The 22,222-nt window shown below is 64.5% G+C and carries 20 protein-coding genes; 9 read left to right on the top strand and 11 right to left on the bottom strand.

The features are described from left to right. Nucleotides 1-54: 54 nt before the first annotated feature. From LY622_RS16740 to leuS, 9 genes are all read right to left on the bottom strand, one after another. Nucleotides 55-210, bottom strand: coding sequence for a hypothetical protein (locus LY622_RS16740; protein ID WP_234291932.1), 156 nt, complete (start codon nt 208-210; stop codon nt 55-57). Between the two features lie 148 nt (nt 211-358). Continuing rightward, complete coding sequence (locus LY622_RS16735; protein WP_234291931.1) at nt 359-799, bottom strand: DUF488 domain-containing protein; 441 nt, start codon at nt 797-799, stop codon at nt 359-361. Between the two features lie 173 nt (nt 800-972). Then, a complete protein-coding gene (locus LY622_RS16730) occupies nt 973-1,920 on the bottom strand; it encodes a PA2778 family cysteine peptidase (protein ID WP_234291930.1) in 948 nt (315 codons plus the stop codon). 11 nt (nt 1,921-1,931) lie between these two features. Then, nucleotides 1,932-2,324 carry a PA2779 family protein gene (locus tag LY622_RS16725; RefSeq protein WP_234291929.1) on the bottom strand — a complete coding sequence of 131 codons (393 nt, stop codon included), beginning with the start codon at nt 2,322-2,324 and terminating at the stop codon, nt 1,932-1,934. Between the two features lie 158 nt (nt 2,325-2,482). Next, complete coding sequence (locus LY622_RS16720) at nt 2,483-3,604, bottom strand: GGDEF domain-containing protein (protein ID WP_234291928.1); 1,122 nt, start codon at nt 3,602-3,604, stop codon at nt 2,483-2,485. After that, entirely contained in the window at nt 3,601-4,116 is a 516-nt protein-coding gene (locus LY622_RS16715) for a hypothetical protein (protein ID WP_234291927.1), read from the bottom strand. The genes LY622_RS16720 and LY622_RS16715 overlap by 4 nt, the downstream gene beginning before the upstream one ends. Nucleotides 4,117-4,209: 93 nt before the next feature. Continuing rightward, nucleotides 4,210-5,268: a DNA polymerase III subunit delta gene (gene holA / locus LY622_RS16710; protein ID WP_234291926.1), complete on the bottom strand. Its 1,059-nt coding sequence runs from the start codon at nt 5,266-5,268 to the stop codon at nt 4,210-4,212. 10 nt (nt 5,269-5,278) lie between these two features. Further along, nucleotides 5,279-5,764: an LPS-assembly lipoprotein LptE gene (locus tag LY622_RS16705; RefSeq protein WP_234291925.1), complete on the bottom strand. Its 486-nt coding sequence runs from the start codon at nt 5,762-5,764 to the stop codon at nt 5,279-5,281. 19 nt (nt 5,765-5,783) lie between these two features. Beyond that, nucleotides 5,784-8,390, bottom strand: a complete 2,607-nt coding sequence (leuS, locus tag LY622_RS16700) for a leucine--tRNA ligase (RefSeq protein WP_234291924.1) — start codon at nt 8,388-8,390, stop codon at nt 5,784-5,786. Nucleotides 8,391-8,601: 211 nt separating this feature from the next. On the opposite strand from leuS, the gene LY622_RS16695 reads away from it, so the two are divergent. Further along, on the top strand, nt 8,602-9,117 hold the full coding sequence (locus tag LY622_RS16695; RefSeq protein WP_234291923.1) for a zinc ribbon-containing protein: 516 nt from the start codon (nt 8,602-8,604) through the stop codon (nt 9,115-9,117). Between the two features lie 36 nt (nt 9,118-9,153). Here LY622_RS16695 and LY622_RS16690 read toward each other — a convergent pair whose 3' ends face one another. Together LY622_RS16690 and LY622_RS16685 are read right to left on the bottom strand one after the other, a co-directional pair. Then, a complete protein-coding gene (locus LY622_RS16690; RefSeq protein ID WP_234291922.1) occupies nt 9,154-10,482 on the bottom strand; it encodes a hypothetical protein in 1,329 nt (442 codons plus the stop codon). Nucleotides 10,483-10,552: 70 nt separating this feature from the next. Beyond that, on the bottom strand, nt 10,553-11,440 hold the full coding sequence (locus tag LY622_RS16685; protein WP_234291920.1) for a LysR family transcriptional regulator: 888 nt from the start codon (nt 11,438-11,440) through the stop codon (nt 10,553-10,555). A gap of 328 nt (nt 11,441-11,768) precedes the next feature. Between LY622_RS16685 and leuC the strand changes: the two genes are divergently transcribed. From leuC to trpB, 8 genes are all read left to right on the top strand, one after another. Next, entirely contained in the window at nt 11,769-13,214 is a 1,446-nt protein-coding gene (gene leuC / locus LY622_RS16680) for a 3-isopropylmalate dehydratase large subunit (protein WP_234291919.1), read from the top strand. Nucleotides 13,215-13,217: 3 nt separating this feature from the next. Then, entirely contained in the window at nt 13,218-13,871 is a 654-nt protein-coding gene (leuD, locus tag LY622_RS16675) for a 3-isopropylmalate dehydratase small subunit (RefSeq protein ID WP_234291918.1), read from the top strand. Nucleotides 13,872-14,108: 237 nt separating this feature from the next. Then, on the top strand, nt 14,109-15,188 hold the full coding sequence (gene leuB, locus LY622_RS16670; RefSeq protein WP_234291917.1) for a 3-isopropylmalate dehydrogenase: 1,080 nt from the start codon (nt 14,109-14,111) through the stop codon (nt 15,186-15,188). Between the two features lie 138 nt (nt 15,189-15,326). Next, nucleotides 15,327-16,439 carry an aspartate-semialdehyde dehydrogenase gene (asd, locus tag LY622_RS16665; protein ID WP_234291916.1) on the top strand — a complete coding sequence of 371 codons (1,113 nt, stop codon included), beginning with the start codon at nt 15,327-15,329 and terminating at the stop codon, nt 16,437-16,439. 227 nt (nt 16,440-16,666) lie between these two features. Further along, nucleotides 16,667-19,333, top strand: coding sequence for a FimV/HubP family polar landmark protein (locus LY622_RS16660; RefSeq protein WP_234291915.1), 2,667 nt, complete (start codon nt 16,667-16,669; stop codon nt 19,331-19,333). Between the two features lie 7 nt (nt 19,334-19,340). Continuing rightward, nucleotides 19,341-20,297, top strand: a complete 957-nt coding sequence (gene truA / locus LY622_RS16655; protein WP_234291914.1) for a tRNA pseudouridine(38-40) synthase TruA — start codon at nt 19,341-19,343, stop codon at nt 20,295-20,297. Continuing rightward, nucleotides 20,294-20,944: a phosphoribosylanthranilate isomerase gene (locus tag LY622_RS16650; protein WP_234291913.1), complete on the top strand. Its 651-nt coding sequence runs from the start codon at nt 20,294-20,296 to the stop codon at nt 20,942-20,944. The genes truA and LY622_RS16650 overlap by 4 nt, the downstream gene beginning before the upstream one ends. 63 nt (nt 20,945-21,007) lie before the next feature. After that, the gene (gene trpB / locus LY622_RS16645) at nt 21,008-22,222 is read left to right on the top strand and encodes a tryptophan synthase subunit beta (RefSeq protein WP_234291912.1); all 1,215 of its coding nucleotides are present in this window, start codon (nt 21,008-21,010) and stop codon (nt 22,220-22,222) included.

Here is a 22,222-nt window from a genome sequence, read left to right as displayed (position 1 = left end):
ACCGCCGAGCGATTTCCTTTAATTGCAGCTGGTTACAGCGCAGTACAGCGGGGCTTAGCTCATCCCAAAGTTGGGATCGCCCGCAGCACTCTCGTTGCCGGAGTGCTCTTCAGATGGGTTGGGCATGATGCCGCCAAGCGTTTCGTCGATGCTCATACGGGTCAGCTCGGGGGTGACCCAACCACGTTTCTGTTCATTACTCATATCCATGAAGTAGCTCTCCTCTCAGGTTGCCTCCTGTTACTTGGGGGAGGGACACCTTCAACATAGCCAGAGACATTGTCATGGGCAATAGCAAGTCGTAATGGTTTCTCTCAGCCTGTTTTCGGCTGACCATGCGCTTCTATCCTGATGAATATCAGACTCCTTGCGAAGAGTCGTGAGGCCCCAAGTGGGCAAAGCAGGGTGGCGAGGCCGGTTCGCAATCGGCGGCATCCTCGTCCTGCAGTGCCTGGAGCAGGGCATCCCGCAGCAGAGGCAGGTGGGAGTCGTCGAGGTGGCGAGCCGCCGAGAGCAGGGTCAGTCGTCCGCGTCGGGCATGGCGCATCAGGGGCGTCAGGCAGGCAGGGTCATCGCGCAGCTCGCCCCGGTAGCGTGCAGCGAAGACGGTTTCGCTGATCTCGGCCTGGTGATACTGGCGCCTGAGCAGCGTGGAGGGCGAGGCGTCCCGATACCACTCCGTGAGGGCCAGGCTCTCGCGGCGCTTGCCGCGAGGCCAGAGGCGATCCACCAGCACCCTGGCGCCATCCCCTGCCTCGGCCGGGCTGTAGATGCGCTTGAGGACTATCTCGTAGCTCATGATCTGATTCTTCCTGTGACCAATGACGATCTAGGCTCTGTCCGAAAACTGGCTGCGCTCGGTCATACGGCGTTAAAAACCAGCTCAAAGTACTCATTTACAGCACGTAAACTCCGTCTTTTTGCTGATTTTTGCCTTGTCTGGCCTGCGCTCGCCGACTTTTCAGACGAAGCCTAGTACGTCTTCAATGCCTCTTGGGCCTGTGCTTGCCACTGGCCGGGTATTTCTGCCGCTCTCGATAATGCCTGATGGGCCTCCTCGTCGTCACCTCGATTCCTCAGCGACAATCCCAGGTTGAGCCAGGCTACGGCCAGTTTACCATCATGGCGCACGGCTGCGCGGAAGGCTTCGATGGCGCCGTCCCGATCGCCTGTTACATGGCGCGCATTGCCCAGTGCGAAGTGGCCCATGGCCGACGTCGGGAAGCGGCTGACCAGGGCTTCCCAGGCGGGCAGCGCCGCCTGCGGCCCCTGTACCTGCTCGAAGGAGGCGATCGCATCGAGGGCACGAAATGCGCCGATAGCCTCCGGTAGCTGCCCCGGTGGCAGTGCGACGAAAGCCCAGCGATCGCTGCGTGCCCAGGTGGCGTCGAAGCGCTTGAAGGATTCGATGCGCTCCGCTTCCTCGCCGCTATGCAGGATCATCTCCCCGGCCTCTCGATCGTAGCCGATGGCCACGGCGTAATGCCACATGGGCCAGGCTGGAAGCGACAGATTCTGCATCACCACCACGGGGTGGCCTGTCGCGATCTCGGTAAGCAGCGCATCAAAGGTATTGTTCAGTACGTAGGGGATGACGCCATGGCGACGGGTGGTTGCCAGCATTTCCGGTTGAACGCTGCCCTCCCGGTCCGGAATGAAGACCTGCGGAATCAGGGTATCCACCGTCACATCGACACCCTGGCTATTGAGTGCCATGGCAAGGGATGCGGGACCACATTGGTACTCCCGCTGGGCATGGAATGGCACGCCATCGATCATGGCCCGCATGGGCAGAGAGGCTTCCGTGGCATCCGCCAGCTGCGGGGTGGTGGCACAGCCGGCGAGCATCATCGAAACAGCCGACAGCAGAACGCCCGCAAAGCGGGCGTTCAGAAGCTGCCGAAATCGGCGGGTTGTCATGAGGTTTCCTGTCACCGCGTGAAAGGGAAGACGTTGGTCAGGCCGAGGATGTCGGTGACCAGCAGCACGACGAAGACGAACAGCAGCGCACCCACGAGACTGGCGCCCGCCGGGAGCTGCTCGAGCTGCTCGGCCATCTGGCGCGCTTCATCATCGGAGAGTGCGGCCACCCGAGCTTCCACTTCATCGAGGTCCACGCCCTGGGCGATGAGCTGTTCCTGGACGTCGGCCCGGGACAGGATCTCGTGGATCCGCTCGCGATCGGCATCGGGGCGCTCGGCGCTCAGGGCCGCCTGGGTGGTCACCAGATCACTGGCAGGCACGGGGGCGGCGGCTGCGGAGACACTCCCCAGCAGCAGGGCGAGGATCAGCAGCGGGCTGAGGTAACGGTAGAGTCTTTTCATGGCGATCTTCCTTCTTCTTGGTTTGGGCTTCCGGCTCTTGAATGATCCGTGTCGCCGTCGCGGCGAGCTGGACACGTCCTGCACTCCAACGATGTCTTCCTAGTATAAGCAGAAAGGCCGTGATATTTCATGCTCTTGCATCATGTAAAATGGCTGGCTCAGGCGATCCGGGTGCAGTTTCGCCCATTGGCCTTGGCTGTGTAGAGTGCCTTGTCGGCGCGTGAGTAGAGCGAGTCGAAGTCAGAACCCTGCTTCTGGCCGGTGGCCAGGCCCAGGCTGACGGTGAGCGTCGTGGGCGCGCCGAGTGTCGGTTCGGTGAGGCCAGCGATGCGGTGGCGAATCCGCTCGGCGACTTCGAAAGCCCCTTCTGACGATGTGTCGGGCATCAGTATGCAAAATTCCTCGCCCCCGATGCGAGTCACGATATCGGCCTGACGCGTCTCCTCCAGCACGGCGTTGGCGAAGGCCTTCAGCACGCCGTCGCCGGTGGGATGGCCCAAGCTGTCATTGAGCTGCTTGAATAAATCGAGGTCGAGCAGCGCGATGCTCAGCGGCTGGCCGTTGCGCAGGCTCTGTTCGTGAAGACGATTGGCGGCTTCCATGAGATAGCGTCGATTCCCGAGCCCGGTCAGCTCGTCGACCAGGCTGATGCGCTTCACGGCTTCACGTTCCCTGTGCAGACGTAGCAGGGCGAGCATGAGCCCGCCGACCACAATCAGTACCAGCAGGACCAGGACGCCGATTGCCCAGGTGAGCCGTTCCATGAGTATGCGCTGCTCGGCGGCTGCGACGTGGATGAGTTCATTGAGCTCGCTATAGGCTCGTGCCAGCTCGTTCTCGATCTCGTAACCGAGTCGCGTCAGCTCGCCCGGTACGACACCGGCTTGCATCTCATCGACCCGGTTCTGCAGCTCGGGCAACTGCGCTGCCGCCTGATGCAGCCTGTCGAGCGGCGGGACATAGTCGGCCGGGTCGAGTTGACTTCTCGTCAGGCCATGACTGACGCCGTTGATATGCTGCGGTATGCGCCACAGCAGATTGCCGAGGCGTTCTTCGTGTGCGACTTCGGGCGACTCGTGCAGTCGATCCAGGGTATGGCGAAGCAGCACGGGGTGCTGCTGGGCACGCACCACATCGGCAACCAGCGTCGTGTAGTTGGCCCCCACGTGCTGACGAGCATTGACCACGTAGAACCCTATCACCAAGGCGCAGACCCCCGCCAACAGGGCGAACCCCAAGGCCAGTTGCCAGCTCAGGGTGCGGTGCTGGCGTTGGCTCATTGGGCCTGAATGTCTCGAATCGACCAGATCCAGTGCGTCGAGCTTGCCGTGCCGGCTTCAACGGCCTGGGCATCGGCGGGTACGATCAGCATGGTGGGGCCGAACTCCGTGAGCGTCAGGGGATCACCATCCAGGCGTGTGGCGAGCAGGTAGCGCGTTTCTTCACGATCCTGGGGGGTGATGAAGACCGTATAGTCATCGTGGGCGATAAGCCGCAGCGTGGCGGAGGCGTCAAGATTCTGGGAGTCGAGAAAGTCGTCCAGCCACACGCCCGCGAAGCTCCCCTGCGGGCCTTCGAAATGCTGAAGCGTTACCTCATGGAGAGGCGATGACTCGATCTCGGCGCGACTGACCGGACGGCGCTCGTCGTCGCTGTGCAGCGTGAGAATGGGTGTCTCATCCTGTGACGGGGTCAGTTCGCTGGGGGCGGCCGCGGTGGCTTGAACGGGCGCCACGAACAAGCAGGTCGTCAGGGCAGCCAGTGAAAGCGTCAGGTGTAAGGGACGGCTCATGCGGGTGGCTCCCAGGCAGGGGTTTTCAGTGGAATGATGGCAGGATTCCAGGCCGAATATACGACGCAGAGTTAACGCTTTAAATCAGAAGCGTTAACCCACGCGGTATGAGGAGGGCAGTTCCGCGAGCAGGCCACGGCCGCCGGCCAGGGTCAGGGCCAGATCATGCAGGCCGTCCCACAGTGGCAGTGGGCTGGCACCCTTGATCGCCAGGTCCAGGCGCTGGGCCAGGAGCAGCAGCTTGTGCAGCCGTTTCATCGGTAGTCGGGCGATGGCCTGCTGATAGGCCGGTCGACGCTTGTCGAAGATGGCGGGCTTCTGGGCCTTGCAGGCATGTTCGAAGCTCTGGCCCTGGTCCAGGTGCTGATGAAGCGAGAGCAGTGTGCGCAGCTCCCGCGTCAGCGCCCAGAGCACGATGGGTGACTCGACGCCTTCACCGCGCAGCCCGCGCATGATGCGCGAGACCCGCTCGCGCTCTCCCTTCAAGCAGGCATCCATCAGTGTGAAGACGTCATAGCGGGCGCTGTTTTCGACACCTCCGGCGATCTCGGCCGGGCCGACCCGAGCCCCTCTGGGCAGCAGCAGGGAGAGCTTCTGCAGCTCCTGGTCGGCGGCCAGCAGGTTGCCTTCGGTACGCTCACCCAGCATACGAGCGGCATCGAGGTCGAGGGTCAGCTGATATCGCTCGGCGCGGTCCCGCAGCCAGTAGCCAAGGCGAGAGGGGTCCACCGGCCATACCGGTACGAACAGGCCGACCTTGTCGAGCGCCTGGAACCAGGCGCTCTTCTGCTGGCGGTAGTCGAGCTTGCCCATGGAGATCAGCAGCACGTCATCGCTGCCCTGGAGCTCCCCGGCATGCTCCTTGAGTGCCTTGGCACCCTCCTGGCCCAGGCTGCTGGCGCCCAGCCTCAGCTCGATCAACTTGCTGGAGGCGAACAGCGACATGCTGGCGGCGGTTTCACGCAGCCGGCCCCAGGCGAAATTGGCTTCCACATGGAGAATGTCGCGCTCTTCGACGCCGCGCGCGCGTGCGGCCGCGCGGACGGCATCGCAGGCTTCCATGTGCTGCAGCGGCTCGTCACCGGCGATGATGACCACCGGGGGCAGCTTCTTGGCCAGCGCATCGGCAAGCTTGTCGGCAAAGACCTTCATCGTCTACTCGTCACTCCAGTGAGCGCAGCCGGTCCAGAAGCCGGCGGGTGGCATCGCGCCGCAGCTCCTGCCGGGCCTCCTCGCGGAGATCCTCTTGAGCCAAGAGATTGTCATCGCTGACCGTGAAGCGGGTGACGACCTCGAGCTGCTGCTGAGGCAGTCGATAGGCACCGTCGGAGCGTCGCTGAACCGAGTAGGGCAGCCGGAGCGCCATTTCCAGCTCGCGGGGCCCCGTTCCCTGGATGCCAAGGGGGCGCTCACGGAACTCCTCGGCACCCAGGTTCAACACCAATGGCGCCTGGGCGTGCACACGGGTGTCGCCGGACTCCAGCCTTTCCCGCACCATGCCGGCAAGATCGCTGTCGCTACCGGCGATGGCAAGCTCGCTGAGGGCCGGGCCAGGCGTATCGAGACCGCGCAGGCGATAGCCGCAGCCTGTGAGGCCGAGACTGGCGCTCCCGGTCAACAATAGCCCGAGGAAGGTGCGTCGCTGCATTGATCGACTCCTTTACGTGTTACGCCACTACGATATTGACCAGCTTGCCGGGCACCACGATCACCTTGCGGACCGTCTTTCCCTCGATGTGGCGCTGCACGTTCTCGGCAGAGAGTGCCTGGGATTCGATGGCGGACTTGTTGGCATCCGCCGGTGACTCGATACGTGCCCGCAGCTTGCCGTTGACCTGCACGACCAGCTCGAGGGTGTCGCGTGCCAGGGCTGCTTCATCCAGCTGTGGCCAGCGAGCGTCGATGGCTGGCTCGTCATGGCCCAGGCTGTGCCACAGGGCGTGGCAGGCGTGCGGCGTGATCGGGGAGAGCAGCAGTACACAGGCCTCGATCGCTTCGCGTGCCACGGCCAGGTCCTGGCCACTGCCGTCATGATCGGCTTGGAAGCGACCCAGGGCGTTGGAAAGCTCCATGACCGCGGCGATGGCCGTATTGAAGGTGGTGCGACGGCCGATGTCGTCGCTGGCCTTCTTGATCGTCTCGTGGGTCTTGCGGCGCAGCTCGCGCTGAGGCTCATTCAACTGGGCCACATCGAGTGTGCCGGGCTGCCCGGCTTCCAGGCGCTCGGACTCGATATGCTCAAAAACAATGCGCCACAAGCGCTTGAGGAACCGACTGGCGCCCTCGACGCCGGAGTCGGACCATTCCAGCGACTGCTCGGGCGGGGCGGCGAACATCATGAACAGGCGCACGGTATCGGCGCCGAAGCGGTCGATCATCGATTGCGGGTCGACGCCGTTGTTCTTCGACTTCGACATCTTCTCGATGCCGCCCATCTCCACCGGCTGGCCATCTTCGATCAGCACTGCGCTGATTGGGCGGCCCTTTTCGTCGCGCTTGACCTCCACGTCGGCGGGGTTGAACCACTCCTTTCCGCCGTTGGGCGTCGAACGATAGAAGGTCTCGGCGATCACCATGCCCTGGGTGAGCAGGCGCTGGAAGGGCTCGTCGACCTTCACCAGGCCCAGGTCGCGCATCAGCTTGGTGAAGAAGCGCGCATAGAGCAGGTGCAGGATGGCGTGCTCGATGCCGCCGATATAGAGATCCACCGGCAGCCAGTAGTCGGCACGCTCGTCGAGCATGGCATCGTGGTTATCGGCACAGCAGAAGCGTGCGAAGTACCAGGAGGACTCCATGAAGGTGTCGAAGGTGTCGGTCTCGCGCACCCAGCCGTCTCCCAGGTCCGAGAACTCGGGCATCTTCTTCAGCGGCGAACCGCTGGCATCGACGGTGACTTCCATGGGCAGGGCAACCGGCAGCTCCGCGTCGGAGAGCGGCACGGTCTGGCCCTCGGGGCCGTACTTGACCGGGATCGGTGCGCCCCAGTAGCGCTGGCGGGCGACACCCCAGTCGCGCAGGCGATAGTTGGTCTTCACCTCGCCACGGCCGAGGGACTCGAGCCTGGCGGCGATGGCATCGAAGGCCTGTGTGAAATCGAGGCCGTCGAATTCACCGGAGTTGATTACCGCGCCGTACTCTTCCAGGGCACCCTCGGAGAGGTCCGGTGCCTGACCATTCTCGTCGGCGATCACCGCTTCGATTGGCAGGCCATACTTGGTGGCGAATTCCCAGTCGCGCTGGTCATGGCCGGGTACCGCCATGACCGCGCCGGTACCGTATTCCATCAGCACGAAGTTCGCCACGTAGACCGGCACTTCTCGCCCGGTCAGCGGATGCACCGCAACATGCCCGGTGGGCATGCCCTTCTTCTCCATGGTGGCCAGCGCCGCTTCGGAGGTGCCGCCACGGGCGCACTCCTCACAGAAGGCAGCGATTTCGGCGTTGCCTGCCGCTGCGTCACGGGCCAGGGGGTGGCCGGACGCCACGGCAACGTAGGTCACGCCCAGCAGGGTATCGGGGCGGGTGGTATAGACGCTGACCGGTTCGACTTCCGCGCCATCAGCGTTCTTGATATCGAAGCTGAGCTCGATACCCCTGGACTTGCCGATCCAGTTGCGCTGCATGGTCTTGACCTGCTCGGGCCATTGGATCTTGTCCAGGTCGGCGAGCAGTTCATCGGCGTAGTCGGTGATCTTGAGAAACCACAGCGGGATCTCCTTGCGCTCGACCAGGGCGCCGGAGCGCCAGCCGCGCCCCTCGATGACCTGTTCGTTGGCCAACACCGTCTGGTCCACCGGGTCCCAGTTGACCGTCGACATCTTCTTGTAGACCAGCCCCTTCTCCACCAGCTTGGTGAAGAACCACTGCTCCCAGCGGTAATAGTCGGTATCGCAGGTGGCGAACTCCCGGCTCCAGTCGTAGGCGAAGCCCAGCGCCTTCAACTGATTGCGCATGTAGTCGATGTTGTCGTAGGTCCACTTGGCCGGCGGCACCCGGTTCTGGATCGCCGCGTTCTCGGCCGGCATGCCGAAGGCGTCCCAGCCCATGGGCTGCATGACGTTCTTGCCCTGCATGCGCTGATAGCGGGAAACCACGTCACCGATGGTGTAGTTGCGCACGTGCCCCATGTGCAGCTTGCCGCTGGGGTAGGGGAACATCGACAGGCAGTAGAACTTCTCGCGGCTGGCATCTTCCACCGCCTTGAAGCACTGGTTCTCGTCCCAGAACTGCTGGGCGTCGCGTTCGATCTCAAAGGGCTTGTACTGTGCGTCCATCGGTTTTCGCGCTTACCTTGAATGTCGGGCACCGTGACAGGGCACGGTGCGGGTCGGCGGAGTCTTGTCCGGCGTCAGGCGTTGATCGCATCTTGGCGATAAAACGTTGAACTGACGGCTAGATGTCGTCTAAATGGTAACCAAGGATACCCCACTAGGGCAGGGCCGGCCATGCCCGACCCCGCCTGCGAGCCGCTTCGAGGAGAAGAGCATGAGCGAACGTCCCGACCTCAATCGCGAACACCGGCTGCGCGAAGCCTACGAGCGCATGCTGGATAGGCTGCGTGATGGCGCCAAGGAGCTGACCTGGGAGAACCTGCAGCAGGAACTCGACGATGCCGTTGAGTTCGAGGCCGAGCTCGAGGAGTTCACCAAGGACGAGTTGGCCTTGCTGCGCGCCTGGGTCGAGCGTGACCTGGTCGACATGCGCCGCTATCTCCATGCCGGTGGTCATAGCGTCGCCACCTGGCTGGGCATCGATCTCGACCAGCTGTCGCGGCGCGTGGTGGAAGCGCTGTTCTCCATCGCCGATCGTAGCAAGGTCGAGCGGTTGCGTTTCGAAGAGGACCTGGAGGCGTCCCGCGCCGACTACTGCGAGGGCGAGATGGCTGCCCCGGGGCGCATGGCCTGCGTCCACTGCGATGCCGTGGTCGAACTGGAAGGTGTGACGCGCATAGAACCTTGCCACCAGTGCGGGCATCGCTATTTCTATCGCGTTTCGGAGTGATCGTGTCCTGGAGTGCGAGGGGGGCGCCGGGGTGGTCTACCAAATTCGATCCAGTAGCAGAAGGGCGGCCACCACCAGACTGCTCATGATCAGCGCGTAGAGTAGGTTGTGTTTCATCATGCGGTAGCCGCTGACGCCGTAGCGCCCCTGCAGCGAGAGGTTGATGCCAGACAGCGGCCCCACCGAGGTGCCGACCGCCCAGGAGGCCAGGGCCGTGAAGGCGAACAGGGTCTGGCGGTCCGCGCCCAGGTCGAGCATCGAAGCCAACACCGAGACGCCGATGATGGGGTGCAGCCCGACGATGGCGCTGGCGACAATGGCCAGAAAGCTGAAGATTGCTTCCCTGGCGCCAAAGTGGTCGAACAGTGTCCATTCACTGCCGGTTGCCGCGGCAATGGCGGTGGAGAGGCCGAGGGTCAGCAGCCCGGCTGACAGGAACAGCGTAATCTCCCCGCGCATGGCGGGTAGTCGCATCAGGGTATGCTGACGAACGCGATACAGCGTCCAGCGGGGGCCGGCGGGCAGGTTGCTGGCCAGTGCCACGGCGGGCAGCAGGAAGGTGATGATGCTGACGATGCCCAACTGAGGTGTCAGGCGATAGTGAAACAGCATCACCAGGGCGGCCATGCTCAGCGGCATCAGCAGGCTGCGGGGTGAAAGCGAGAACCCTGCCACCTCCGCGAGATCGAAGCGACGCGATAGCTCGAAGGTGGTCAGTGCCCCGCTGAGCAGCGCCAGCGGCAGGCCGATGGCCAGTACCCGGGAGTACTCGAGCGCCGGGGCCAGCGTCATCACTACCCCCATGGAGGCGAAGAAGGGCGACCAGAGGGCGGCGCTGGAGAGCCCCCGGTTGAGTGCCAGCAATTGCGGCGTGGTCAAGGGACCGCGTCGAGCTAGCCGATCACCGATCATGAACACGGTCGATAGATTGAGGATGGTGCCGAGCATATGAACGCCCAGCCAGGTACCGGCGGTGCCGCGACTCCCGGTGACAGGTCGGCCCAGCGGTCGCTTCGAACCGCTGCGGTTGCCGATCAGCCCGATGAAACTGACCCCCACCAGCATGGCGACCACGTAGGTGTTGCCATCCAGCACGGCCGGCCAGGCAATGGCGGCATCGTAGCGCAGCCGGGCCAGCACCAGCAGCCCCAGCCCGATGGCGGCGAGGACCCCGGCCTGCCAGCGGGTACGGAGGGGCGTGTCGGGCCACAGCAGTGCCGTTGCCAGCCAGAAGCTGTAGCCAACCAGATGGGGGAGCGGCAGCAGATCGACGAAGCCCAGGATCTGCAGCAGCAGGCCGAGCAGGATCAGGGTTCCGGCCAGGGTGTGGCGTGATGAAGGTGCTGTCGATGAAGGCGAGGTCACGTCGACGAGAGGCTCCGTCTCGAAAGGCTGGTCTACAGTTTGATAAGCAGTCTAACAAGATACGCCCGGGTCAGTCCCGGCTTGCTTCGTCGCGAGCCGCTTCCAGCAGGCCAAGCATGGCCCTGGCCGCATTGGAGAGGGTGCGGCTCTTGTGCATCAGATAGCCCAGGGAGCGGTGGATAGGAGGATGGTCCACCACCAGCTCATGGAGTTCGCCGGCCACCAGTCGCTCAGGCAGCAGGCTCCAGCCCAGGCCGATGGCGGTCATCATCTTCAGCGTTTCCAGATAGTTGGTAGAGAGCGCAACTGGCAGGGAGAGGCCGGCCGAGGCGAAACGGGTCTCGATCAGGGTGCGGGTGAAGGTCATCGGGCCCGGCAGCACGGCATCGAAGGCACAGAGTTCGTGCAACGACAGTCGGGGCTGTCCGGCTAACGGGTGGTCATGGGCGCAGACGAAGCAGAGCCGGTCGTCCCACACTGGCACCACTTCGAGCTGCGGGTCCGGGTGTGGCGCGAGCGTCACCACGGCGAGTTCCAGTTCACCGTCGAGTACCCCCTGGTAGGCCTGCTCGGAGTCGAGGAACTGCAGGTCCAGGCGCACTTCCGGATGGTTGCGGGTATAGGCCTTGAGCAGCGGCGGCAGGCGATGAAGGCCGATATGGTGACTGGTGGCGAGGGTCAGGCTACCGGCGACGCTGCCACCAAGATTGACCAGCGCCCGTCGGCTGTCGTCCACCATGACCAGGATCTGCCGGGCGCGCGGCAGCAGGATTCGACCGGCTTCGGTCAGCGTGACGCGGCGGCCGATGCGATCGAACAGGCGGGCGTCGATCTGGTCTTCCAGCGTGGCGATCCGCTTGGAGACCGCAGGCTGGGTCAGGTGCAACTGCTCGCCCGCCCGGGAGAAACTGCCGCTGTCGGCCACGGCGAGAAAGGCCTGAAGGCTCTGGGTATCCACGGGCTTCCCTTGTCGAAGTGATGTCTTTCAACTGGTATTCCAATATGGAATCCAATGAATAAATAACATGAATTGCTTTTATGGTCGAGTCGCGCAAGACTGACTGTCAATCGGCCAACCTATGTGGCAGGGGCTTTGCCGGCGACAAGGTCTTCGAGGGGGCGCTGTGAATCCATCCCTGGACGCTACATTTGCCATCCATGGCAAATGACCCCCTCTCCGACCTGTCCCCGGCGCCCCTTGGCTAGCGCTGCTGCAATGGCCACCTGAAGCAGAACGTCAATACAAGACCGGACAGGCAAAGGGCCCCAGAGCCCGGGAGAACGATATGGCAGGCCAGACACTCTACGACAAGCTGTGGTCGCAGCACCTGGTGAAGGAGCGCGACGACGGCACCGCACTGATCTACATCGACCGCCAGTTGCTCCACGAAGTGACTTCGCCGCAGGCCTTCGAGGGGCTGCGCCTGGCCGGGCGCAAGCCGTGGCGGCTCGACGCCAACCTGGCAACGCCTGACCACAACGTGCCGACGACGCTCAAGGAGCGTGCCGAAGGCAACGCCGGCATCAAGGATCCGGTGTCGCTGATCCAGGTGCAGACGCTTGATGACAACTGCGTCGAGTTCGGCATCGAGGAGTTCAAGATCAACGACCCGCGCCAGGGCATCGTCCACGTGGTGGGGCCGGAGCAGGGCGCTACCCTGCCGGGGATGACCGTGGTCTGTGGCGACTCTCATACCGCCACCCACGGCGCCTTTGCGGCCCTTGCGCATGGCATCGGCACCTCCGAGGTGGAGCACGTGCTTGCCACCCAGTGCCTGCTGGCGCAGAAAATGAAGAACATGCAGGTTCGGGTCGAGGGCAAGCTCGGCGCGGGTGTCACCGCCAAGGATGTGGTGCTGGCCATCATCGGCAAGATCGGCACCGCCGGAGGCACCGGTTACGCCATCGAGTTCGCCGGCAGCGCGATTCGCGACCTTTCCATGGAAGGCCGCATGACCGTGTGCAACATGGCCATCGAGGCCGGCGCCCGGGTTGGGTTGATCGCAGTGGACGAGACCACTATCGACTACCTCGGCAACCGACCCTTTGCCCCGTCCGGTGAGCTGTGGGGCGCTGCCGTGGCCGACTGGCGCAACCTGGTTTCGGACAGCGACGCCGTCTTCGACAAGGTGGTGGAGCTCGATGCCGCCGAGATCGAACCCCAGGTCAGCTGGGGCACCAGTCCCGAGATGGTCACCGGCATCTCCGGCGAGGTCCCCGACCCGGCCGAGGCCGGTGACGACACCGTGCGCCGCGGCTACACCCGGGCGCTGGAGTACATGGGCCTCAAGCCCAGGCAGAAGATTACTGATATTCGCCTCGATAAGGTCTTCATCGGTTCCTGCACCAATTCGCGCATCGAGGACCTCCGCGAGGCCGCCAAGGTGGCCCGCGGCAAGAAGGTGGCCGACTCCATTCAACTGGCCATGGTCGTGCCGGGCTCGGGCCTGGTGAAGCGTCAGGCCGAGGCCGAGGGCCTGGACAAGATCTTCATCGAGGCCGGTTTCGAATGGCGCGAGCCGGGCTGCTCCATGTGCCTGGCCATGAATGCCGACAAGCTCGGCGCCGGCGAGCACTGCGCCTCTACCTCGAACCGCAACTTCGAAGGTCGCCAGGGCTACGGCGGGCGTACCCACCTGGTCAGCCCGGCCATGGCCGCCGCCGCCGCCATTGCCGGTCATTTTGTCGATGTGCGTCGTTTGGACGACCAGCCCGTAGCAGAGGAGGCCTGAGCCATGAACAAGTTTGAACGCACCGAAGGCCTCGTCGCGCCGCTGGACCGGGCCAATGTCGACACCGACCTGATCATCCCGAAGCAGTTCCTCAAGTCGATCAAGCGTACCGGCTTCGGCGTCAATCTCTTCGACGAGCTGCGCTACCTCGACGAGGGGCAGCCCGGCCAGGACTGCTCGCAGCGTCCGGTGAATCCCGATTTCGTGCTCAACCAGGCGCGCTACCAGGGCGCCAGCATCCTGCTGACGCGGCGCAACTTCGGCTGCGGCAGCTCCCGCGAGCACGCTCCCTGGGCGCTGGAGGACTTCGGCTTTCGTGTGGTGATCGCGCCGAGCTTCGCCGACATCTTCTACAACAACGCCTTCAAGAACGGCCTGTTGCTGGTCACGCTGGGAGAGGAGACGATCGATCGCCTCTTCGCCGAGGTGGAAGCCAGCGAAGGCTATCGCCTCGACGTCGATCTGGAGAACCAGCGGGTGATCACGCCCTCCGGCGAGATCTTCGAGTTCGAGGTCGATGGGTTCCGCAAGCACTGCCTGCTCGAGGGGCTCGATGATATCGGCCTGACTCTCAAGGACGAGGATGCCATCCGCGCTTTCGAACAGCGCCATCGTGCCGCGCGGCCCTGGCTGTTCCGCGATAGCGCTCAGGCCTGACTCTTTACATGCTGAATCCGCTGGAGGCGCGGGGCTGATCCGGTGGCAGGCCTGCGAGGATGCGCTGTGAACCCATCCCTGGGCGCTACTTTTGCCATCCATGGCAAAAGACCTCCTCTCCGGCTTGCCCCCGGCGCCCCGCGGGGCTGATCCGGCGGCAGGCCTCCTCGCAGGCCTGTCGCCGTGCAGCCTGCCGCCATTCGCTAAAGAAAGGCAAGGACAAGGATTGAATAACACATGACACGCAAGATTCTGGTACTGCCGGGCGACGGCATCGGCCCCGAGATCACTGCCCAGGCGAGCCGCATCCTGGCCGCCTGCCAGGCCCGCGGCCTCGACGTCGAGGTGGAAGAAGGCCTGGTCGGTGGCAGCGCCTACGACGAACACGGCGAGCCGCTGCCCGCGGTGACCCTGGACAAGGCCAAGGCCGCCGATGCCATCCTGCTCGGTGCCGTGGGTGGTCCCAAGTGGGACAAGCTCGAGGATCTCACCAAGCGCCCCGAGAAGGGCCTGCTCGGCCTGCGCAAGAACCTCGGCCTGTTCGGTAACCTGCGCCCGGCCATCACCTATCCGCAGCTCGCCTCCGCCTCCAGTCTCAAGCCCGAGCTGGTGGCCGGTCTTGACATCATGATCGTCCGCGAGCTCACCGGCGGCATCTACTTCGGCCAGCCGCGTGGCATCGAGGTGCGCAACGGCGAGCGGGTCGGCTTCAATACCTATATCTATTCCGAGAGCGAGATCGAGCGCATCGGTCGGGTCGCCTTCGAAATGGCACAGAAGCGCGGCAAGCGCCTGTGTAGCGTCGACAAAGCCAATGTGCTCGAGGTTACCATCCTGTGGCGCGAGGTCATGGAGCGCCTGGCGCCGGAGTATCCCGATGTCGAGCTCTCGCACATGTACGTGGACAATGCGGCCATGCAGCTGGTGCGCGCGCCCAAGCAGTTTGACGTGATGGTCACCGGCAACATGTTCGGTGATATCCTGTCGGATGCCGCGGCGATGCTGACCGGCTCCATCGGCATGCTGCCCTCAGCTTCGCTCAACGAGAGCGGCCAGGGCATGTATGAACCTTGCCACGGCAGCGCGCCGGACATCGCCGGCCAGAACGTGGCCAATCCGCTGGCCACCATTCTCTCGGTGGCGATGCTGCTGCGCTATTCCCTAGGCGAGCCTGCGCTGGCCGAGCGTATCGAAGCGGCCGTGGGCAAGGTGCTGGACGACGGCCTGAGAACCGCCGATATTGCCTCCGAGGGGACGCGTACCGTCTCCACCAGTGAAATGGGTGACGCCGTGCTGAGGGCCTTCGACGCAATTTGATACGCAGGCCGGGGGCTATGCCCGCTATCCTCGTAGGGGCGGACGCCCCAGGCAAGCCTGTCTCGCGACAGGTGCGGCTAAAAAGACCCGGCGCAATTCTGTATAATGGCTGGTTCATACTTTTCAGGAGGACTTCACATGTTGAAAGTCGGTTTCGTCGGTTGGCGTGGCATGGTGGGTTCGGTGCTCATGCAGCGCATGCAGGAGGATGGAGACTTCGACGGCATCGAGCCGATCTTCTTCACCACCTCCCAGGTCGGCAAGCCCGGCCCGGACATCGGTGTGGACGTTCCTCCGCTCAAGGATGCCACCGACATCGACGAGCTCAAGGCGCTGGATGTCGTGATCACCTGCCAGGGTGGCGACTACACCAAGCAGGTCTATGGCGATCTGCGCGGTGGCGGCTGGAAGGGTTACTGGATCGATGCCGCCAGCACCCTGCGCATGGAGGACGAGGCCACCATCATCCTCGATCCGGTCAACCGCAAGGTGATCGACGATCAGCTCTCCCGCGGCGCCAGGACCTTCGTCGGCGGCAACTGTACCGTCAGCCTGATGCTGATGAGCCTGGGTGGCCTGTTCGAGGCCGACCTGATCGAGTGGATGACCTCCATGACCTATCAGGCCGCTTCCGGCTCCGGTGCCAAGCACATGCGCGAGCTGCTCAACCAGATGGGTGCACTGCGCGACAGCGTGGCCACTGAGCTGGACGACCCGGCCAGTGCGATTCTCGATATCGACCGCAAGGTCACGGCGGCCATGCGGAGCGATGCGTTCCCGACCGATAATTTCACCGCTCCCCTGGCCGGCAGCCTGCTGCCGTGGATCGACGTCAAGCGCGACAACGGCCAGAGCAAGGAGGAGTGGAAGGGAACCGTCGAGACCAACAAGATCCTCGGCCTGCAGGACAACCCGATCCCCATCGACGGGCTTTGCGTGCGAATCGGCGCCATGCGCTCCCACAGCCAGGCCTTCACCATCAAGTTGAAGAAAGATGTGCCGATAGATGAGATTGAGGACCGCCTGGCCAGGCACAACGACTGGGTCAAGGTGATCCCCAACGACAAGGAAGCCACTATTGCCGGGCTGACCCCTTCGGCTGTCACCGGCACCTTGACCGTTCCGGTGGGCCGTCTGCGCAAGATGCAGATGGGGGGTGAGTACCTCTCCGCCTTCACTGCCGGCGATCAGCTTCTGTGGGGTGCTGCCGAACCACTCAAGCGTATGCTGAAGATTCTGCGCGAACAGTGATTCAACGCTTGGACTAGCGATGGCGGGGCGCTTCTTTCGGGAAGCGCCCCGTTTTCATGTGGGGAGATGGCAATTGGGGAAAACCAGGTAAAGACGAGTCACCATGGGCCTGGGCAAACACAGACTAGGGAGAATGTGATACAAATTTCGTATTGGCTTGGTCATTGCCTGAGAATAAATCAAACGAACTGCTGCACGTCGGTGACGACAGCGGCGCAAGGGAACCTATGAGACGCAAGCTGACAATTGCCATGCTGCTATCGCTTTCGGCCTCGAGCCTTCAGGCGCTGGCACTTGGGGTCGGGGAGGTCGCGGTAAGCTCTCCGCTCAATGCGCCATTGCGTGCCACGATCCCGTTGACCGATACCTCCGGCCTGGAGCCGGAATTGTTGAGAGTGTCGGTGGCCGAACCCCGTGAGTTCGAATCCGCCGGACTGACCCGCTCGCCGTTGGCTGCCAACGTGCGTACTTCCGTACAGGTGCGAGATGGGCAGCTGGTGGTGGATCTCATCACGGAGCGTGCCGTACGCGAACCCTGGCTGGACTTGATGCTGAGCTTCGAGTGGCCGGGAGGCCGGCAGCTTCGAGAGGTCACCCTGCTACTGGATCCGCCCGATTACGACCAATTGCCGGTTTTGGTCGGGCTATCGCCCGCGCAGCCTGCCTCCACGGCCGGGCGCTCCGCCACCGAACCCGTGCGGGAGGCGCCGGCGCAGCCCGTCGTGACCCAGTCGCGAGACACGCAGTCGGGGGATCCGGCCTGGGTGAGCAGCGGCGATACCCTGTGGGCCGTCGCCGGCCGGCTGAGGCCCGACAGCGGTATCAGCATGGACCAGATGATGGTTGCGCTGGTCGAGGCCAATCCAGAGGTCTTTCCCTCCGGCAATATCAACGCCATGCGGGCGGGCCATGCACTGGTCGTGCCTTCCCGCGACGCCATCGCGGCCCGCTCTTCCCAGCAGGCCGGCGATGTGGTGCAGGCCATGAACCAGGCCTGGGCCAGTCGCGGCAGCGGCGCCCCCGCGCGGGTGCCCCTCGGATCTTCCGAGGTTGCCATTGCCGAAGCGGCGGCTGCCGAGCTTGTCGATCCCGTCACCGAGCCTGAGCCTGAACGTGAAGCGGCGGCGGTCGCCGCGACGGATGTGGCGGCTGCCGTCGAGGAGGTCGCAGAGCCTCGCCTGACCCTGCTCAGCGATGCCGAGCTGGCTGCCGAGGCCGCCGGATCCCCGAACCAACCAGCCGAGGACGGGGCAGGCGGCGGGGAAACGGATGCGAGCGGCCTGAGCGAGGCAGGGCAGTCGCCTGAGTCGCGGCTCGACCCGGATGTGCTGGCATCCCTCGATGCAGAGGCGCTCGTTCCCCAAAGCGAAGCGCAACGCCTGGAAAGCCTGGAGCGTCGCTGGCGGGAGAGTCGGAGCGCCCTCGAGGCGGTTCAGGCTGAACGTGATGCACTGCAGGAGGAACTGGGTGGCCTGCGCAGCGAGGTCGATGCCATGCGCGACCAGTTGGCCGCCCTGGTCGCCGGTGGACAGGGTGTGGATGGCCCCGGTGGAGGGGGCATGGTGCCACCTGGCGGGGAGGCAGTTGAGGCGGAGACGCCCTGGTGGGGAGCGGTCTACCAGGACGGGCTGGATCGCCAGCTGATACTGGGCGGAGCGGGGCTGGCAGCCTTGTTGGGCCTATGGCTGCTGATACGCCGTCGGCGCTACCGCGAAACAGCATCGACAAAGGGCTTTACCACCATGCCCAACGTGACCTATGGGGCGCCGGCGGCATCCGCGGCGGTGCCGCCGGCTGCCCCGGTGACGCCGCCGGTTGTGGAGGGCATGTCCGTTGCCAGCGCCGAGCCCGCTGTCGAGCAGCCTGGGCAGATGCCGCAAGCCGAGGCGATCAGCGAGGCTGATATCTTCATGGCCTATGGCCGCTACGACCAGGCCAGGGAGAGTCTCCAGGCCGGGCTTGCCCAGGAGCCAGGGCGAGATGATCTGCGCCTGAAGCTGCTCACCGTCCATGTAAAGCAGGGTGACTGGGCCGCGGCCCAGCGCGAGGCCGAGCGGCTGGCCGAAGGGGGCGATCCCGCCATGGTGGCGGAAGCCAGTCGCCTCATGGCCGCTCATCGTGCGGCAGCGTCCGGCGGCGACGATGGCGACGATGGCGACGATGGCCGGGGCAAGGTGCCGGCCGAGTTTGTCGCCGCCAGAGAATTGCCGCCACAGGAGTTCGACTCCCTGCTCGAGACGCACGGCGATGAGGTCGAGGAGGGTGGTGAGGTCAAGGAGGGCGACGAGGTCGAGAAGGCCGGCGACGCCGAAGCGCAGCCGCCGTACTTCGAAGCGGCGCTGCCTTCGGACGGCGATGATGCGGTGGCGCAGGACGACGAGCCTGAGCCGGCTCCGCCGCTGGACAGCAAAGATGAGCAGGCGACGGTCACGCCTGCTGCCGACAGCAGTCATGCCGGTGAAGGTGCGGCCGTGGAGCGTGACATGATCGACTACCGCCCCCCCACCCTCGACCCGGAACCGGGCCGACGCGAGGAAACACCGATGCAGCCCAGCATCGATTTTCCCACCACCGGGACGGGCATGGGAGAAGAAGTCGAAGCGACCGACGACAACAAGGAGGGCGCGTCGGTGGACGCTGAGCACCTGGGCCAGGCGCCGCGGGCGGAAGATGAGGAGTGGGAAGTGGAGGAGGTGGCCTTTCCGCCTCTGGACCGGGATAATGAGGCCGCAAGCGACTCCCTGGCCGGGTTCGATGAACTGGAAGAGGCGCGGCGACTGCTCGACGTCGGCGCGACCGAGCGGGCACACGCCATGCTGCAGCGTCTGCGGGATAGCGCCGACCCCAGGCTCCAGGCCCAGGCCAAGGAACTGATCACCCACTATCGACTCTGATGGCCGAATGACCCTCTTTCGACGTCTCGATGAACGTAGCCCCCTCAGCGGCCGCCTGGCCCTGGGGGTGGAATACGATGGCAGCGCCTACTGCGGTTGGCAGCGCCTCAAGAACGCACCCTCGGTACAGGCCGAACTGGAGCGGGCGCTGGCGAAGGTCGCCAGCCAGCCGGTGACGGTGCACTGCAGCGGGCGCACCGATTCCGGGGTGCATGCCACCCGCCAGATCGTTCATTTCGATCCTCCGGTGCCGCGTTCGCAGAAAGCGTGGGTATTCGGCGTGAACGCCAACCTGCCGCGGGACATCGCGGTGCGCTGGGTGCATGAAGTGCCGGACGATTTTCATGCGCGCTTCAAGGCGCTGGCGCGGCGCTACCGCTACATCATCCTCAACCAGCCGAGTCGGCCGGTACTCGAGAGAGCCAACGTCACCTGGTGCCGCGACCCGCTGGACGCCGAGGCGATGCATCGGGCCGCCCAGGCGCTGGTGGGTGAGCATGACTTCTCCAGTTTCCGGGCTGCTGGCTGCCAGTCCAAGACACCGTGGCGCAAGGTGCATTTCATCGAGGTGCACCGGCATGGGTCCCTGGTGGTCGTCGACGTCCAGGGCAACGCCTTTCTCCATCATATGATCCGTAACATCGTCGGCGCCCTGGTGACGGTGGGGCGTGGCGGCCGCGGTGACGATTACCTGGCGGAACTGATGGCACTCAAGGACCGTACCCTCTCCGACGTCACGGCCCCGGCCTGTGGCCTGCACTTCGTCGATTCGCTCTATGACGAGGTCTGGGGGCTGCCCCGGGAGCCAGTGGGGCCCAACCTGCTGGCGTTCCTGGGCGAGTGGACCGGTGAGCGGGCGCTTCCCGACTGTCCCATGGTCGAGTTCCGTCGAGGGCGGCCGCTGGCTGAGCCGCTCCCTCCGGCCGGGCTGGAGGAGACGCTGGTCGAGGAGAAGGCGCCATGAGCGAGTCGTACCGGCACTCCATTCGTACACGCATCAAGTTCTGCGGGCTGACCCGTGAGCAGGACGTGGACGCCGCTGTGGCCGCCGGTGCCGATGCCCTGGGCTTCGTATTCTGGCCCGGCAGCAGCCGCTACGTCGACGATGCCCGCCTGGCGGCGCTCGTCGATCGGGTGCCCGCCTTCGTCACTCGCGTCGGGCTCTTCGTCGATCAGTCACCGGAGCTGATCATGCGGGTCAGCCGGTATCTGGACCTGCTGCAGTTCCACGGCAATGAAACCCCTGCCTATTGCGCCGGCTTCGAACGCCCCTGGATCAAGGCGCTGCGCATGCGCGACGGTCTCGACCTGCATGCGGCGGCAGCGGCCTATTCCGGTGCCCAGGCGCTGTTGCTGGACGCCTATCGACCGGGCGTGCCGGGCGGCACCGGGGAGACCTTCGACTGGTCGCGAATCCCCGCAAGCCTGGCAAAACCTGTTATTCTCGCGGGAGGTCTGACGCCTGCCAATGTGGCCCAAGCCATTGCCAGCGTGCATCCTTTTGCGGTGGATGTTTCCGGTGGCGTCGAGGCGGCTCGCGGCTGCAAGGACCCCGAACTGCTGAAGGCCTTTGCGGCGGCGGTGCATGGTGCCGATGGCGGGTGCCGTTGAGCGTCGACCGTATCTTCGTTGTACTTCCCCTGTTCCTACTGGCGACCCTGTGAGGTGTCTTTCGTGAGCAAGTTCAGTGACCTGACCCGACTGCCGGATGCCCGTGGCCATTTCGGCGCCTATGGTGGCCGGTTCGTTTCGGAGACCCTGAGCTTCGCCCTGGACGATCTTGAGAAGGCCTACCTGAGCCTTCGCGACGATCCCCAATTCCAGGCCGAATTCGACTATGACCTGGCCCATTACGTGGGCCGTCCGTCACCGCTCTATCATGCCGAGCGATGGTCGAAGCAGCTTGGCGGGGCACGGATCTGGCTCAAGCGAGAAGACCTCAACCACACCGGCGCCCACAAGGTGAACAACACCATTGGCCAGGCTCTCTTGGCCAAGAAGAGCGGCAAGCCGCGGGTGATCGCCGAGACCGGCGCCGGGCAGCATGGCGTGGCCACGGCCACGGTGGCGGCGCGCCTCGGGCTGAAGTGCGATGTCTACATGGGCGCCGAGGACGTGCAGCGCCAGAAGCTCAATGTCTATCGCATGCACCTGCTGGGTGCCAACGTGATTCCGGTGGAGTCCGGGACCCGCACGCTCAAGGATGCCATGAACGAGGCGCTGCGCGACTGGGTCACCAACGTCGACGACACCTTCTACATCATCGGCACCGTGGCCGGCCCGCACCCCTATCCCATGCTGGTGCGCGACTTCAATGCCGTGGTCGGTCGTGAGGCGCGTCGTCAGTCGCTGGAGGAGTTCGGCAGGCTGCCCGATGCGCTGGTTGCCTGCGTCGGCGGCGGCTCCAACGCCATGGGCCTGTTCTATCCCTTCGTGGAAGACGATGACGTGGTGATGTATGGCGTCGAGGCCGGTGGTGATGGCGTCGAGACCGGCCGCCATGCGGCACCGCTCGCCTCCAATGCGCCCCGTGGCGTGCTGCACGGCAACCGAACCTACCTGATGTCCGACGAGGGTGGCCAGGTTTCCGACACCCACTCGATCTCGGCGGGCCTGGACTATCCCGGCGTCGGCCCCGAGCATGCGCTGTGGAAGGACGTCGGGCGGGTCAACTACGTGGCTGCCAACGATAAAGAAGTGCTCGAGGCGTTTCGCGAGTTGACCCGGGTCGAGGGCATCATGCCCGCGCTGGAGTCCGCCCACGCCCTGGCCTATGCCAAGGTGCTGGCGCCGACCATGCGTCCCGACCAGAACATCGTCGTCAACCTTTCCGGCCGCGGCGACAAGGACATCATGACGGTTGCCAAACTCGACGGCATCGAATTCTAA

The organism is Halomonas alkalisoli, assembly GCF_021412585.1.
GTDB classification, from domain to species: Bacteria; Pseudomonadota; Gammaproteobacteria; order Pseudomonadales; family Halomonadaceae; genus Halomonas; species Halomonas alkalisoli.
The sequence above is the reverse complement of the archived record's forward strand: the minus strand, read 5'-3'. Positions and strand labels throughout refer to the sequence as shown.